The sequence below is a fragment of the Micromonospora sp. AKA38 genome (assembly GCF_027925725.1).
GTDB lineage: Bacteria > Actinomycetota > Actinomycetes > Mycobacteriales > Micromonosporaceae > Micromonospora.
In genome coordinates this window covers 71,079-85,825 of the sequence record NZ_BNEI01000002.1, presented here as the reverse complement: position 1 = coordinate 85,825, position 14,747 = coordinate 71,079, and the positions used below count along the sequence as shown (strand labels likewise).

The following is a 14,747-nucleotide window of genomic DNA, read 5'->3' as shown; positions in this document are numbered from 1 at the left end:
CGCGTGGCCGGGCGGTCAGGCCGGCAGTCGCCAGACCTGGTTGGCACCGCCGAAGCAGTCCCAGATCTGCAACCGGGTGCCGTCGGCGGAGCTGTTGTCGGTGGCGTCCAGGCACCGGTTCGACACCGGGTTGCGCAGCGTGCCGTTGCTCTGCGCCTGCCAGACCTGCGCGCCGGTGCCGTTGCAGTCCCAGAGCTGGATCTTCGTGCCGTTCGCGGTGCCGGCGCTTGTCACGTCGAGGCACTTGCCCAGCGACCGCAGCGTGCCGTCGCCGCCCACGGTCCAACTCTGCGCGGCGGTGCCGTTGCAGGTGTAGAGCTGGATCGCGGTGCCGTTGGCGGTGCCGGCGGCGGCGACGTCGACGCACTTGCCGCCGATGCCGGTGATCGGCCCGGTACGCCCGGACGGCGGTGGCGTGGTGCCGCCGCCGGTGACCGTGTCGTAGATCGCGCTGACCAGCGACGTCGCGCCGGTGGTGTCCTGGGACAGCTCCCAGTTCATCATGCCGCCGGCGTTCGCCAGGGCCCACTGCGTCTTGCGCTTGACCGTCGGGATGCCGTTGTAGCACTGCTGCGCGCCGCCGGCCGTGGTGCAGTCCCGGTTGGCGTTGGCCGGGTCCATGCCGACCAGCGCCGCGTACGTGTAGTAGCCGGGCCGGCTGTAGAACGGCACGCCGAGCACCGCCTTGGCGGCGGGCAGGCCGCGCGCCTTCCACCCGTTCACGGCGGCGATCGACCAGTCGTAGTTGGCGTGCGGGCTGCCGCCGTCGTACGCCATGATGTTGAGCCAGTCCACCGAGCCGAAGACCGCGGTGGGTACGCCGTTGACGTAGTAGCCCTCGGCGACCACGGCGGCGGTGAGCAGTTTGCCGCGGCTGTGCAGGGCGCTGCCGAGTTGCTGCATCAGCAGCGTGTAGTTGCTGGCGGACGCGCCCGGGTCGGGGTACTCCCAGTCGATGTCGACCCCGTCGAGGTTGTACTGGTTGACGAAGGCGACCACGTTGTTCACGAACGCGCCGCGGGCGCCGGAGTTGGCGGCGAGCGCCTCGAACGCGGAGTCGTCGCCGTCGTTCCAGCCGCCGATGGCGATGGAGACCTTGACGTTGTTGGCGTGCCCGAGTGAGACCAGCGAGGAGAGTTTGCTCGGGTTCTCCACCGCGCGCAGGCTGCCGTCGCCGTTGGGCAGCACGAAGGCGTAGTTGACGTGGGTGAGTTTGCCGTACTGGATGCTGGTGACGCTGCCGCTCCACGACGGCATGTAGCCGACGCTCTTGAAGCCGTTGGGCAGCACCACCGCCTCGGCGGCGGAGGGGGTGAGGGCGAGCGTCGCGGCGGCGGTGGCCAGCGCGAGCGCACCGGCGGCGAGGCGGCGCCGGAGGTGGGGTGTGGGCATCGAGGGCCTTCCCGGGGGACGGGGGCGGACAGGGGGTGTTCCTCGAGGTGGACCAAATATTAAAGACTATTAACTAAGCCGTCAATGATGGACTTCGATGAGTCAGGCGGCGTACGCGGAGAGTTGCGCGAGCTGTCCGGCGGGCCAGCCGGTGTTGCCGGTGAACCGCACCCGCAGGTACCGGACCGGGGTGGCGGTGAACGTCAGCGTCGCCTGGTTGCCGGTGGCCGGGTCGAACCGGACGCCGACCGGCCCGGTCAGCGTGGTGAACGTCGTGCCGTCCGTGCCGCCCTGCACCGCGAGCGTCTGGGTCCGGGCCTCCCAGCCGGCCGGCAGCGCGAGCACCAGCCGGGCCACCGGCCCGGTCGCGCCGAGGTCGACCTGCCACCACTGCGGGAACGCGCCGTTGGCCGACTCCCAGTACGTGCCCCGGTCGCCGTCGACCGCGTTGCCGGCGCCGAACGGCCCGTTCTGCTGGCTGCTCGCCGACGCCGGCCGACCGGCCGCCAGGTCGCCGCCGGGCGGCTGCCCGCCCCCGGTCACCGGCGGCGTGGGCCGCACCGCCGTGAGCGCCAACTGGCCCTTGAGCATCCGGCCACCGTCGGCGGTGATCCGCAGGTAGTAGTCCGCCGAGCAGGCGGTGCCGTCCTCGTCGAGCGCCCGGATCCCGGTCCCGGCCGGGGTGGCCGCCGCCGTCTCGCTGGTCTTGGCGATCTGGTTGCCCTCGTTGAACTCGTCGAACATGGACACGTAGAGGCCCTGCGCGCCGAGCCGCACCATGTTGTAGAGGTGCCGCCAGTAGAAGTCACCGTGCCGCCGGTGGCCGGCGGACAGGTCGCCCGGCATCACGCAGGGCTGGTAGTCGATGCCGTGCGCGGCGCAGTCGGCCAGGTCGGGCGCGTTGACGTTGGTGAGGAACCAGTCCAGTCCGTCGAGCGTGCCGGTGCGCCCGACCATCCACGGCGACAGCATGTCGAACGCGTGGTAGACGTCGGCGAAGCCGGGGCGGGAGTCGTTGATCCCCTGCCGCCAGTACGTCGGCACGCCACCGATGACGTAGCAGCCCTGGGCCTTGAGCCACCGCACCACGTCCAGGCAGGCGGCGGGCGCGAACGGCCGGCCGTCGTCGGCGAAGCCGAACCCCCACACGCAGACCACCGGCTTGCCGTTCTGCCGGGCGTACGCCGGTGAGGCGGTGTGCGCCGACATCTTCGTCGACCAGTCCTCCTTGAGCTGCGACTGCATCGCCGTCCAGCCGGTCACGTCGTACATCACGTAGAACTTGCGGCCGAACCGCTCCGCCGCCGAGCGGACCTTCACCGCCATCGCGTCGCGGGTCGGCCCCTCGTCGCCGAACGGGTTGAACCGTTGCAGCGCCGCGGTGTCGCAGCCGTACTCCTGCATCCAGCGGAAGTGGGTGTCCACGGTCTGCTGGTCGTAGGAGGAGAAGAGCGTGGCCGGCCGGCCGTCGCCGAGATTCGGATAGGCGGTGGGGTAGCCGCGGGCGTACTCCCGCATGTCCGGCCAGGACACGATCGTGGTGTTCGCCGGCGAGGGGGACTGGAACCGGTCCCGGCTCCAGTGCCACCAGCCGCCGATCGGGGCCCCGTCGCCGGGGCAACTGAACCAGCCCTGGTAGCCGACGGAGACCTTGCCGACCACGTCGCCGGGGGGACTGGCGGCGGCCGCGGGGGCGGGGGAGAGCGCGAGGTCGGGCAGCGCGGCGAGCGCGGACCCGGCCACCACGGACCGGATCAGGGTACGGCGGGTGGGCGCCATGTGGACCGCTCCTTCGAGGGGGAGGAAGAAATTGACGGTCATCATGACAGCGCGCGACATGAAACTGCAATACTAAGACAGGTCGATGAAACAAACAGCGTGAGGGGCGGCCCGCCGGTGGCGGACCGCCCCTCGATCGTGCGTCGGTCAGGCGACCGAGGCCGGGAACCGCTCCCAGACCCGGTGCGCCGCCATCAGTTGCCGCACCGACTCCAGCGCCTGCGCGCCGGAGCCCGCGGTCACCACGCCCGGCGAACCGTCCACCCCGGTCAGTCGCAGCACCTCGGCGCCGGCGCCCCACGCGCCGATCGCCTTGGCGTGCCGCCAGGCCTCCTCGACCAGCAGCGACACCCGCGGGTCGACGGCGGTCGCACCCGGCGCGCCGGCCTTGGCGTCCCGCGCCGGCAACGCGTCCGGCGCCGGCGCCGGCGCGCCGGCCAGCAGGACCGCGTCGAACTCGACGGAACGGGCCGTGGCGAACGTACGCTGCACCGGCAGCCCGCCCATCGTGCCGCCGTGCGCGGCGATCAGCAGCGGCACCATGCCGGCCGCGAACACCGCGCGCTGGACCTGCGCGACGTCGTCGAGGTCACCGTCGGCGTCGACCACGATGCCCACCATCCGGCCGTCGGCCGGCCACTCCCGGCCGACCTGGGACAGCGCCGGGCTGGGCTGCACCTCGGCCAGCGGCACGGTCGGCTGCGGCGCGGGCAGCCCCAGGCCGGTGGCGACCCGCTCGCAGAGCACCGGGTCGATGTTGGCCAGGCACTGGAGCTGCCGCTCCTTGATCGCCTGGTGGTAGCACTTGCCCAGCTCGAACGTGTACGCCCGGATGATGTGCTCCTTCTCCACCGGCGACATGCTCGCCCAGAAGAGCCGGACCTGGCTGTAGTGGTCGTCGAAGGAGGCCGGCGCGGCCCGGACCTTCGGCGCCTCGGCCACCGTCACCGGCACGTCGACGAACGCGTGCTCCCGGTCACCGGCCGGGAACGGGTTGCCGCCGTCGAGCGAGTTCGGTCGGTAGGGCGCCACCCCGGCGTGCACCGCCTGCTGGTGGAAGCCGTCCCGGAGCATGTCGTTGACGTCGGCGTGCGGCCGGTTGATCGGGATCTGGGTGAAGTTCGGCCCGGCCAGCCGGGTGAGCTGGGTGTCCAGGTACGAGAAGAGCCGACCCTGCAACAGCGGGTCGTTGGTGACGTCGATGCCCGGTGGCAGGTGCCCCAGGTGGAACGCCACCTGCTCGGTCTCGGCGAAGAAGTTGCGCGGCGTCCGGTTGAGGGTGAGCGTGCCGATCGCCTGCACCGGCGCCAGCTCCTCCGGCACGATCTTCGTCGGGTCGAGCAGGTCGATCCCGGCGAACGTCTCCTCCGGCGTGTCCGGGAAGACCTGGATGCCCAGCTCCCACTGCGGGTACGCGCCGGCCTCGATGGCGTCGTACAGGTCGCGGCGGTGGAAGTCCGGGTCGATGCCGTTGATCAGCTGCGCCTCCTCCCACTCCAGCGAGTGCACCCCGAGCTTCGGCTTCCAGTGGAACTTGACGAGCACCGTCGCGCCGGCGTCGTCGACCAGGCGGAACGTGTGCACGCCGAAGCCCTCCATGGTCCGGTAGGACCGCGGGATGCCCCGGTCGGACATGTTCCAGATGGTGTGGTGCTGCGCCTCGGTGTGCAGCGAGACGAAGTCCCAGAACGTGTCGTGCGCGCTCTGTGCCTGCGGGATCTCCCGGTCCGGGTGCGGCTTGGCAGCGTGGATGATGTCCGGGAACTTGATCGCGTCCTGGATGAAGAAGACCGGCATGTTGTTGCCGACCAGGTCGAACGTGCCCTCGTCGGTGTAGAACTTGGTGGCGAAGCCCCGGGTGTCGCGGACCGTGTCCGCCGAGCCGCGCGAGCCCAGCACGGTCGAGAAGCGGACGAAGACCGGCGTCTCGCGCCCCTTCTTCAGGAAGCCGGCGCGGGTGACCTGCTCGGCCGCGCCGTTGGCGACGAAGACACCGTGCGCGCCGGCGCCGCGGGCGTGCACCACCCGCTCCGGGATCCGCTCGTGGTCGAAGTGCATGATCTTCTCGCGCAGGTGGTGGTCCTGGAGCAGCACCGGGCCGCGCGGACCGGCCTTGAGCGAGTGGTCGGTGTCGCGCAGCCGGACGCCGTTGGCGGTGGTGAGGTACGCCCCCTGCTGCCCCTTGGCGATCTTCGGCACGCCGGTCTCCGCGCCGGTCGGGGTACGCGTGTCCGGCGCGCCCTGCTCGCTCTTGGGCGGCAGCGGGCCGTGCGGCGCGGTCGGCTCCTCGATCGACGGTGGGGCGCTGCCCGGCGCGCCCGGCACGTCCGGCGTCAGCGCCTCGCCGACCTTCTCGACAGCGGCCTCGACGACACCTTTGACGACCTGGGCGGGCTTGCTGGAGTCCATCAGGCTCTGTCCTCCCTGCGGCGTTTTGACCTAGCCTTCAGGGCCCTACCCTGGACGGGGGAGGACAAACACGGATCACCCGGACGGAGTGGTCAGCGGTGCGGCACGACCACCGCGGTCACCACCAGCCCGCGCTCCACCAGCCAACGGCCGTCGAGCACGTCCAACGGCGGCCCGCCGTCGGTCCGCGTACCGTCGATCAGCACCCGGGCGGTGAACCGGCCGGCCGGGTCCAGCGTCAGCTCAGCCTCCTCGAAGCCGAGCCACCGGCTGGTCAACGGGTACCACGCCTTGTAGACGGACTCCTTCGCGCTGAACAGCAGTCGGTCCCAGTGCACGCCCGCGTCGGCGGCGCGCAGCCCGGCCAGGTGCGCCGGCTCGCCGGCGACGGTGACCGCGTCGGCCACCCCCTCGGGCAGCGGCCCGTGCGGCTCGGCGTCGATGCCCAGCCCGGCCAGCGCGGCGGCCGGGGCCACCACCGCCGCCCGGTACCCGGCGCAGTGGGTGATGCTGCCCACCACACCGGCCGGCCAGAGCGGCTCCCGCCGGGGGCCGGGGCGGATCGGGGCCGGCGGGTACCCGAGCCGGGCCAGCGCCTCCCGCGCGCAGCGCCGGGCGGTGACGAACTCCTGACGGCGGCTGGCCACCGCGCGGGCCACCAGGTCCTCCTCCCCGGGGTACGGCTCGTCGCCGGCCCGGTCGGTGAACGCCTCGACGGCCACCGCCGCCGACGGCAGCAACGCCTCGATCACGGGGCGCCGCCGAGGATCCGCCGCATCGGGCGCGGCTCGTCGCCCCGGCGGCCCCACTCCCGCGGGTAACCCAGCGACACCTCCTCGAACCGCACCCCGTCGTAGTGGGTGGTGCGGGGGATGTGCAGGTGGCCGTAGACCGCGACGGCGGCCCGGTGCCGCACGTGCCAGTCGGCGCTGCGCTCGGTGCCGCACCACTGCGCGAACTCCGGGAACCAGAGCACGTCGGTGGGCTGACGGACCAGCGGCCAGTGGTTGATCAACACGGTCGGCAGCGCCGGGTCGGTCGCCGCCAGCCGCCGTTCGGTCGCCGCCAGCCGCGCCCAGCACCATGACTCCCGGTCCGGGTACGGGTCGGGATGCAGCAGCATCTCGTCGGTGCACACCACCCCGGACTCGTACGCCACGCGCAGCGACTCCTCCTTGGTGGACGTGCCCGGGGCGCGGAACGAGTAGTCGTAGAGCAGGAACAGCGGGGCCACGGTGACCGGCCCGTCCGCGCCCTGCCACACCGGATAGTCGTCCTCCGGGGTGAGCACGCCCAGGCCCCGGCACATGGCGACGAGCGCCTCGTAGCGTGCCACCCCGCGCAGCGTCACCGGGTCGGTGGGATGGGTCCACAGCTCGTGGTTGCCGGGCGCCCAGACCACCCGGGCGAACCGGTCGCGGAGCTGCGCCAACGTCCGCTCGATGTCGGCGAACAGCTCACCGACGTCGCCGGCCACGATCAGCCAGTCGTCCGCCGACTCCGGTCGCAGGCCGTCCACCACCGCCCGGTTCTCCGGGTACGACACGTGGAGATCACTGACCGCGTACAGCGCACCCGTCATTCGGCCGATCTTGCCAGCGACGGTCCCGAATGGCCAGGCGCGGGAGGGCGGTGTTCAGCCGATCAGGTCGGCGACCCGGTCGACGGCGCGCAGCAGCTCCCGCGCGATGCCCGGCTCGGCCGCCGAGTGGCCCGCGTCCGGCACGATCCGCAGCTCCGCCTCCGGCCACCGGCGGGCCAGGTCGTACGCGGACACCGGCGGGCAGCACAGGTCGTAGCGGCCGTTGACGATCACGGCCGGCAGGTGGCGGATCCGGTCCACGCCGTCGAGTAGTTGCCCCTCCGCGAGGAAGCCGCCGTGCACCGCGTAGTGCGACAGGATCCGGGCGATCGGCAACGCCTGCGCGTCGGCGGTGAAGTGTTCGAGCACCGCCGGGTCGGGGCGCAGCGAGGAGTTCACCGCCTCCCACCGCCCCCAGGAGCGCGCGCAGGCCCGCGCCACGTCGGCGTCCGGGCCGTGCAACCGCCGGTGGTAGGCGGCCAGCACGTCGTCGCGTTCGGCCGGCGGGATCGGGGCGACGAACCGCGCCCACTCCTCGGGCTGGAGGTGACGCAGGCCGCCCTGGTAGAACCAGTCCCGCTCGCTGCGCCGCAGCAGCAGCACGCCGCGCAGCACCAGGCCGGTCACCCGGTCCGGGTGCGCCTGCGCGTACGCCAGGCCGAGCGTGACACCCCACGAGCCGCCGAACACCAGCCACCTGTCGATGCCGAGCCGCCGCCGGATGGTCTCCAGGTCGGCCACCAGGTGCTCGGTGGTGTTGGCCCGCAACTCGCCGAACGGGGTGCTGCGGCCCGCGCCGCGCTGGTCGAACAGCACCGCGCGGTAGCGCCCGGGATCGAAGAACCGCCGCGCCGCCGGCACCAGACCACCGCCGGGCCCACCGTGCAGGAACACCACGGGTACGCCGTCCGTCCGGCCGACCTCCTCCACGTGCAGGACGTGGCCGTCACCGACCGGGACCCGGTGGGTGGCGTACGGCTCGACGGGCGGGTGGAGGGCGACTCCGGTCATGCCCGGTGATTCTGCCCGCCCGACCCGCGTCGCGTGGGCCCGCTCAACAGGCGACGTTGCCGCCGAGGTTGTCGAGCAGCGCGTCGGCGACCCAGCCGGAGACACCGGTGGTGGTGTCCCGCAGGTAGGTCCAGGTGTAGGTGGTGTGCCCGTTCGCGCTGACCCGGTCGCCGCTGGCGAAGCAGTGGAAGTCGACGTTGTGGCTGAGCTGGCCGTAGCCCAGGGAACCGCAGGTGGTGTGCGGGCCGCTGCGGATGTTGACGTTGGTGGCGTTGAAGAGCTGGCCGAACTTGGTGTCCACGTTGGAGTGGGAGTGGCTACAGCTCGCGCTGGCCGGCGCCGCCGCGCCCACCACCGCGACCGTCGCCGCGGCGACGGTCAGGAGCGCCGCCGCGCCGATCGAGGATGCCTTCCGCATGTCGAACCCCCGAAGTCGAGACGGCAAATTGATCCACATATTTGCATATCGCAAACGCGGGTGGCAAGGGTGTCGGGGATCAGCGCTCCGCCCGCGCCCGGGCACGCCGTAGTCGCAGGTGCCGGCGTACCGCGTCCCGGCTCAGGCTCATGCACGCGATCCGATCGTCGAGGCGGGCCAGTTCGGCGGTGAAGAGCGCGACCATCTCGCCCTCCTCGTCGCCCGGCCCCCCGCCGGCCACCGGGCCGTACGGGTCGCGGAGCAACGGCAGGATCAGCCGGGTCGGCAGCCCCGACCTGATCAGGCTGCTGACCAGCGTGGCCCGGTCCACGTCCGCCTCGGCGTACCGCCGGTAGCCGCTCGGGGCGCGCGCCGGCGTCAGCAGCCCGCGCTCCTCGTAGTACCGCAGCATCCGCACCGGAATTCCGGTCCGCCGGGACAGCTCACCGATCCGCACGGCGACTCCTTGACTCTCACATCGATGTAAGACTTTACGGTGCTGGCCATGACCACTCAACCCTCCGGATCCGCCGCCCCGCCGGGCCCGCCGCCGCCCGGGCCCGACCTGATCCGCGCCGGCGTCGTCACCCGGTTCGGTGGACCCGACGTGCTGCGCACGGTCCGGCTGCCACGACCCGTCCGGGCGCCCGGACACGCCCTGGTCCGGGTGCACGCGGCGTCGGTCAACCAGGGCGAGACGAAGATCCGCCGCGGGCTCGTGCCCGAACTCGGTCCGCCGCCACTGGTCCTCGGCTCGGACCTGTCCGGCACCGTCGTCGAGGCCGCGCCGGACGGCCGGTTCCGGGTCGGGGACGAGGTCTACGGCATCCACTTCATCGGGACGTACGCGGAGGTCGTCTCGGTACCGGAGGCGAGCCTGGCCACCCGGCCCGCCACAGTGGACCACCCGACGGCGGCCGCGCTGCCGGTCGCGGCGCGCACCGCGCTCCTCGCCGTCGTCGAGTACGCGGACCTGCGCCCCGGCCAACGGATCCTGATCCACGCCGCCGCCGGCGGGGTCGGCCACCTCGCGGTCCAGCTCGCCCGGCAACGCGGCGCGTACGTGTTCGGCACGGCCCGCGCCGCGCACCACCGGTTCCTGCGCGACCTCGGCGTGCACGAACCCGTCGACTACACCCGCACCGACTTCCGCCGCGTCGCCCGCGACGTGGACGTCGTCCTCGACCTGGTCGGCGGCGACTACGGACGACTGTCGCTCGACGCGCTCCGCCCGGACGGCCTGCTGCTCGGCGCCGCGCTGGACCCGGGCGTCACGGAACAGCAGGCCCACCGACGGGGCCGACGCTACCGTTGGCTGGGCGGGACACAACTGACCCGGCCGCTCGACACGATCCGCGACCTCGTCGACGCGGGACAGCTCACGGTCCACATCGAGCGGAGCTATCCACTGTCCGAGCTGGCCGCCGCGCACGCGCGCGCCGACACCGGCCGGGTCACCGGCAAGCTCGTCGTCACGCTCGACGACGAGCCCGCCGCGGACGGCGTCGCCTGACCGTCAGGCCGGGGCGCGGACGCCGGTGTCCGGCCCGGTGGTCTCCGCCTCGGGCACCGCGCGGGGCGCCGGCGTCCGCACCGCGAACGCGTCGAAGCTCGGCCCGTCCAGCCGCTCGATGAACGGCTCGGCGCGCGGCCGGTCGACGTCGTCCCGCTCGGCCTCCGCGCGCCCGGCCCGGGGCCGGTCGTGCTCGTCCCGCTCGACCTCCGCCCGCTCGACCTCCGCCCGCTCGACCTCCGCCCGGTCGGTGTCGGTCCGCTCGACCGGCACCGGCTCGGTCGCCGCCGCGACGGTCCCCATCAGCCGCGCCGCCACCTGCGGATACTCGGCGGTCTCGCCGCCACCCGCGGCGGCCGCCATCACCGCCGCCGCAGCCAGGTCCGCCACCCGCTTGGCCTCCCGCTGCACCCGGGCCCGCGTCTCCTTGGCGTGCTGCTCGGCCAGCTCCGCCGCGCGCCGCGCCTCGTCCAGCCGCTTGGTCTCGGCGGTCAGGTCCCGGCGTACGCCGACCAGCCGCTCCTCCAGCTCGGCGCCGGCCCGCTCGATCGTGGTGATCTCCCCACGGGCCTGCTCCAACTGCTTGCCGACGGTCTCCAGCTCGCCCTTGAGCTGGGCCAGCGCCTCCTGCCGCTGCTGGATCTCCCGCTGCACGGCGGTGAGCCGCACCTGGTGCGCCGCGGTCTCCTCGTCGGCCCGCTCACGCACCTCGGTCGCGTACTGCTGGGCCTCGGCGACCAGCGCGGCGATGTCCCGCTCGGCGGCCGTCGCCCGGTCGGCCAACTCCTGCTCGGCCGCGGCCCGCCGCTCGTCCAGCTCGCGGGCCATGGTCGCCTGCCACTGGGCCAGCTCCTGCTGGGCCTTGCTCCGGTTGGCCTGCACCTCCTGCTGGATCTGGGTGCGGGCGGCCTTCACCAGCGCCTCGGACGCGGACCGGGCCTGCTCGACCTGCTGCGTGGTCTGCTCGCTGATCCGCTTCGCCTCCTGCTGGGCCCGGTCGTGCACGGCCTGACCCTCGGCGCGCAGCTTCTCCGCCAGCTCCCGGACCGCAGCCAGTTCCGCCTGCGCGGCGACCCGGCGCTCCTCGTCGGCCCGCTCCTGCTCGGCCCGGCGGCTGGACAGCTCCTCCTCCAGCTCGCGCCGGTCTCGGGCGGCCTGCTCCTGGGCCGCGGTCAGCACCCGCTCGGCCTGGGCCTGGAAGTCGTCGGCGCGCTTGGTGGCCATCTCGGTGATCTGGCCGGCCTGCTTCTCGGCCAGGTCGAGGATCTGGTCGACCATCGGGCCGAGGTCGCGGAACGACGCCCGGTCCACCGCCGTCGGACGGTCCCGCAGCTCGACCGTCTCGGCCTGCGCCCGCTGCACCTGCGTGGTCAGGTCACGGATCTGGGCGTACGCCCGGTCCCGGGCGGCGGTCAACGCGCCGATCTCGCCGTCCATCTGCTCGACGTACCGGTCGACCTGCCGTTTGTCGTAGCCACGCAGCGCCGGGTCGAACCGCGGTCGCGCGGACACGTCGTCGTGGGGTGCGAACGGTTCCTCACCGTTGGACATGCGCCATCCTCCGTCGGTTCGCCAGCGCCAGGCCGCGGGGCACGATGAGGCGCAACGGTACCGTGTGCGCGCGCGGCGCTCGCCCCGCCCCGCCCCCGGCCCGCCGGTCGGTCCGACGGTCAGACCGGGAAGTGCGGATTCCCCGCCGTCAGGCGGATGGTGAAACCGTCGACGTCCCGGTGGTGCGTCACGTGGTCGCAACTCTGGTGGCTGATCCACAATCCCAGGCCACCCTCGGTGCCGTCACCGGCCGGCAGCAGCCCGGCGTACGGGTCCTTGGGGCCGGCGCCCCGATCGTGGACGCTCACCACCATCCGGTCCGATGCGGACCACAACCGCAGGCGCACCGGCGGCGTCCCGTGCCGCGTCGCGTTGCACACCACCTCGCTGACGGCCATCACCAGGTCCTCGACGCCGTCGGGCGGAAGGTGCCCGGGGTCGGCGGCGCGGACCGCCTCGCGGGCCTGGGCCGGTGTCGGGTCGGTCAGCTCGACCAGCGGCGTCGTGTGCTGAACCGGGTCCAGCGGGGCCGGCCGGCACTCCGCCAGATAGGTCGACGGCGCGGTGTAGGCGCCGGTCGGCTCGTGGCTGCCGTCCGGCCGGGCGATCCGGGGATGGGTACGCACCACGTCGGCCAGCACGTGCGGCGGCACGAATCGCCGGTCGTAGGCGCAGATGCCCCAGATCGGGAAGTCGTCGTAGGCGTGGTTGATCGCCGACTCGTAACGGGCCCACGCGTCCCAGGTCGCGCCGAGCAGCGCCGGTGGCAGCTCGCCGACCATCCGGAGCTGCGCCGTGCCCACCGTGACCGAACCGAACCACTCCCGGTAGGCCCGGATCGCCGCGGCCGGTCGGGCGTAGACGTCCCCGCCGGGCAGGTAGGTGACCTCCGCGTCGGTGGGCAGCGCCCGGCGCACCAGCTCGGCATGGTGCGCGTCGAGGCTCACCGCCACGCGTTCGCCGGCCTTGATGCCGCCCAGCAGGAACGGCAGCGCCACGGCCAGCAACTCGTCGTCGGAGTCGTAGAGGAGCGCCTCGTGGAAGTAGCCCACGTGGCCGGCGGCCGCGCCGGTCCTCACCGGACCACCTCCACCCGTACCTCGGTCAGGCCCAGCAGCTCGACCAGCCGGGCCGTGGCCGGCCGGCCGGTGCGCAGCACCGCGACCGCGTCGTGCCGACGGGCGTGGTCGCGCAGGTGCAGCAGGCTGCGGTGGTCGACGAAGCGCAGCCGGGTCGCGTCGACCACCAGCCGCCCGGCCGTGGGGCGCGGATCGGCCCGCTCCAGCGCGGCGGCGAAGAGCCGGTGGTCGGTCGGGTCCAGCTCGCCGCCGAGCGCCACCACCGCGTCACCGCCGCCGGCGTACAACCGGAACGGCACGTCGGTGTTGGTCTCCGGATGCATGCAGGCCAGCTCCGCGATCGCCGCGTCGCCGAGCACCCGCCAGTCGTAGGCGCAGACCGCCGACATCGGCCGGTGCCGCAGCCAGTGGTCGATGCGGTGCTCGTAGCGGGCGAAGGCGTCGCGCTGCGCGACGGTGCGGACCAGGCTGGTCGCCTCGGCCAGCACCCGCAGGCCGGTGTGGCCGGCGGCCAGCGCCTCGGTGGTGGCCCGCGCGTACGCCTGCACCTGCCGCTCCGGGTCGACGACCTCGTCGTGGCGGTAGGCGTGGCCGACCGGGAACAGCCGGACCGCGCCGCGTCGCCGCGCGGCGTCGAAGCCGGGCACCGAGCCCAGTCGCCGGGCCACGGTGTCGGCCTCCTCCGGGCCGACCAGCCAGACCTGCTCGCCCGCGGCGAGACCGGTGGTGACCTGCTCGACCGCCCAGGCGTGGAACACCACCGGGTCGTCGTAGACGAGGCAGGCATGGCCGTGGCCCGGGTCCGTCACGCCCCCGTCGGTCACCGGCTCCGCCTCATCGACCCATCCTATGCCGCGACGAACTGGAGATCGCGCCAGGCGGTGGCGTCGAGCGGCGGGTCACCCAGCGCGAAGTCGGCCCAGTTGTTCCAGTACGCGATCGCGTCCACGTCGGTCTGCTGACGCAGCCAGCCGACGTGGTCCCGGACCGCCTGCGCCCGGCCGGCGCCGGTGGTGTCGGCGGTGGTCCGGCTCAGCCCGTACTCGGGCACCAGCAGCCGGACGCCGGGACAGGCGGCGCGCACCTTGCCGAAGGCCACCCCGAACATCCGGGAGGCGGGCCAGTACGCGGCGGTGTCCCGCGAGAAGCAGTCCACGCCGTAGTGCGTCATGCCCGGATAGGCCCAGTCGGCCGGGTCGCCGCCGCCCTCGTCCAGCCAGTAGCGGGTGACGATCGGGCCGTGCCCGAGCACCCAGCGCCGGTTGGGGTGCCCGGCCACGAGCTGGGTCACCCGGCCCGCGGTGGCCCGGTACGTCGCCGGCGTCACGTCGCCCATCGGTTCGTGCCACCAGGTCAGGTAGATCGGCCGGCGCACGCCGTCGAGCCAGCCCGCCAACTGCTCGACGTCGTCCTTCCAGGAGACGTGCATGACGGCCGACGGCGCGTCGACGAACTTGCCGGCGTCGAGCGCGGGCAGCTCCGGCAACGCGTCGGCGTCCGGGCCGTCGGTGCCGTAGTCGCGCATGTAGCGGATGCCCGGATAGTCGGCGACCACCTGCCGGGTCCGGGCCCCCTTCTCGGCGCTCATCCCGACCAGCAGCGGCACCGTCAGCGTGAGGGTGCCGGCGCCGGTGCGGCCGACGCCGTCCCGCGCCGTCGCGGTCACCGTGACCGGACCCCGGCCGGCCAGGACGGTGACCGTGAAGGTGGTCGGGTCGGTCCCGCTCGGGATGACCGTCACGCCGGGCGACATGCTGGTGAGCTGGATGGTCAACGGGACGCTCAGGTCCACCCGGACCGGAGCGTCCCAGGCGGCGCCGGTGGGGTCGCTGACCCGGCCGGCGACGGTGAGCAGCCGCGAGTCGGGGTGGTAGGCGTCGACCCGTACGGTGGTCGACTGCCCGGGCAGCAGGACGGTCCGGGTGGCGGTGACGGAACGGATCACGGGTGCGGCCATCGCGGTCTCCTTCGGTGGGCTCGTACGCGCTCCGGCCGCACGTCCTCGGGTGGCCA

Annotated in this window: 13 protein-coding genes; 1 reads left to right on the top strand and 12 read right to left on the bottom strand. The window is 73.5% G+C overall.

The features are described 5' to 3' along the window. Window positions 1-15 precede the first annotated feature (15 nt). From TPA0908_RS31690 to TPA0908_RS03990, 8 genes are all read right to left on the bottom strand, one after another. Window positions 16-1,392: a glycosyl hydrolase family 18 protein gene (locus tag TPA0908_RS31690; RefSeq protein ID WP_308447808.1), complete on the bottom strand. Its 1,377-nt coding sequence runs from the start codon at window positions 1,390-1,392 to the stop codon at window positions 16-18. A 102-nt stretch (window positions 1,393-1,494) separates the two neighbouring features. Beyond that, the gene (locus TPA0908_RS04020) at window positions 1,495-3,171 is read right to left on the bottom strand and encodes a discoidin domain-containing protein (RefSeq protein WP_281934777.1); all 1,677 of its coding nucleotides are present in this window, start codon (window positions 3,169-3,171) and stop codon (window positions 1,495-1,497) included. A 147-nt stretch (window positions 3,172-3,318) separates the two neighbouring features. Beyond that, a complete protein-coding gene (locus tag TPA0908_RS04015; RefSeq protein WP_281934775.1) occupies window positions 3,319-5,580 on the bottom strand; it encodes a catalase in 2,262 nt (753 codons plus the stop codon). Between the two features lie 92 nt (window positions 5,581-5,672). Then, window positions 5,673-6,332, bottom strand: coding sequence for a 4'-phosphopantetheinyl transferase family protein (locus TPA0908_RS04010; RefSeq protein ID WP_281934773.1), 660 nt, complete (start codon window positions 6,330-6,332; stop codon window positions 5,673-5,675). Then, window positions 6,329-7,162, bottom strand: coding sequence for a metallophosphoesterase family protein (locus TPA0908_RS04005; protein WP_281934771.1), 834 nt, complete (start codon window positions 7,160-7,162; stop codon window positions 6,329-6,331). The genes TPA0908_RS04010 and TPA0908_RS04005 overlap by 4 nt, the downstream gene beginning before the upstream one ends. 54 nt (window positions 7,163-7,216) lie before the next feature. Beyond that, window positions 7,217-8,173 carry a prolyl aminopeptidase gene (gene pip, locus TPA0908_RS04000; protein ID WP_281934769.1) on the bottom strand — a complete coding sequence of 319 codons (957 nt, stop codon included), beginning with the start codon at window positions 8,171-8,173 and terminating at the stop codon, window positions 7,217-7,219. 43 nt (window positions 8,174-8,216) lie between these two features. Further along, window positions 8,217-8,591, bottom strand: coding sequence for a hypothetical protein (locus TPA0908_RS03995; protein ID WP_281934768.1), 375 nt, complete (start codon window positions 8,589-8,591; stop codon window positions 8,217-8,219). Between the two features lie 79 nt (window positions 8,592-8,670). Beyond that, window positions 8,671-9,048 (bottom strand): MerR family transcriptional regulator, encoded by a 378-nt coding sequence (locus TPA0908_RS03990; protein WP_281934767.1) that lies wholly within the window; start codon window positions 9,046-9,048, stop codon window positions 8,671-8,673. A 48-nt stretch (window positions 9,049-9,096) separates the two neighbouring features. Between TPA0908_RS03990 and TPA0908_RS03985 the strand changes: the two genes are divergently transcribed. Then, complete coding sequence (locus TPA0908_RS03985) at window positions 9,097-10,104, top strand: NADP-dependent oxidoreductase (protein ID WP_281934765.1); 1,008 nt, start codon at window positions 9,097-9,099, stop codon at window positions 10,102-10,104. 3 nt (window positions 10,105-10,107) lie between these two features. Here the strand turns inward: TPA0908_RS03985 and TPA0908_RS03980 are convergent, their stop codons facing one another. The 4 genes from TPA0908_RS03980 to TPA0908_RS03965 form a co-directional block, all read right to left on the bottom strand. Next, window positions 10,108-11,655, bottom strand: coding sequence for a hypothetical protein (locus TPA0908_RS03980; protein ID WP_281934764.1), 1,548 nt, complete (start codon window positions 11,653-11,655; stop codon window positions 10,108-10,110). A 119-nt stretch (window positions 11,656-11,774) separates the two neighbouring features. Then, complete coding sequence (locus TPA0908_RS03975) at window positions 11,775-12,734, bottom strand: sensor histidine kinase (protein ID WP_281934763.1); 960 nt, start codon at window positions 12,732-12,734, stop codon at window positions 11,775-11,777. Beyond that, a complete protein-coding gene (locus TPA0908_RS03970) occupies window positions 12,731-13,558 on the bottom strand; it encodes an MEDS domain-containing protein (protein WP_281934761.1) in 828 nt (275 codons plus the stop codon). Before TPA0908_RS03970 ends, TPA0908_RS03975 begins: the two co-directional genes overlap by 4 nt. A gap of 23 nt (window positions 13,559-13,581) precedes the next feature. Further along, window positions 13,582-14,691 (bottom strand): hypothetical protein, encoded by a 1,110-nt coding sequence (locus TPA0908_RS03965; RefSeq protein WP_281934759.1) that lies wholly within the window; start codon window positions 14,689-14,691, stop codon window positions 13,582-13,584. Window positions 14,692-14,747 lie beyond the last annotated feature (56 nt).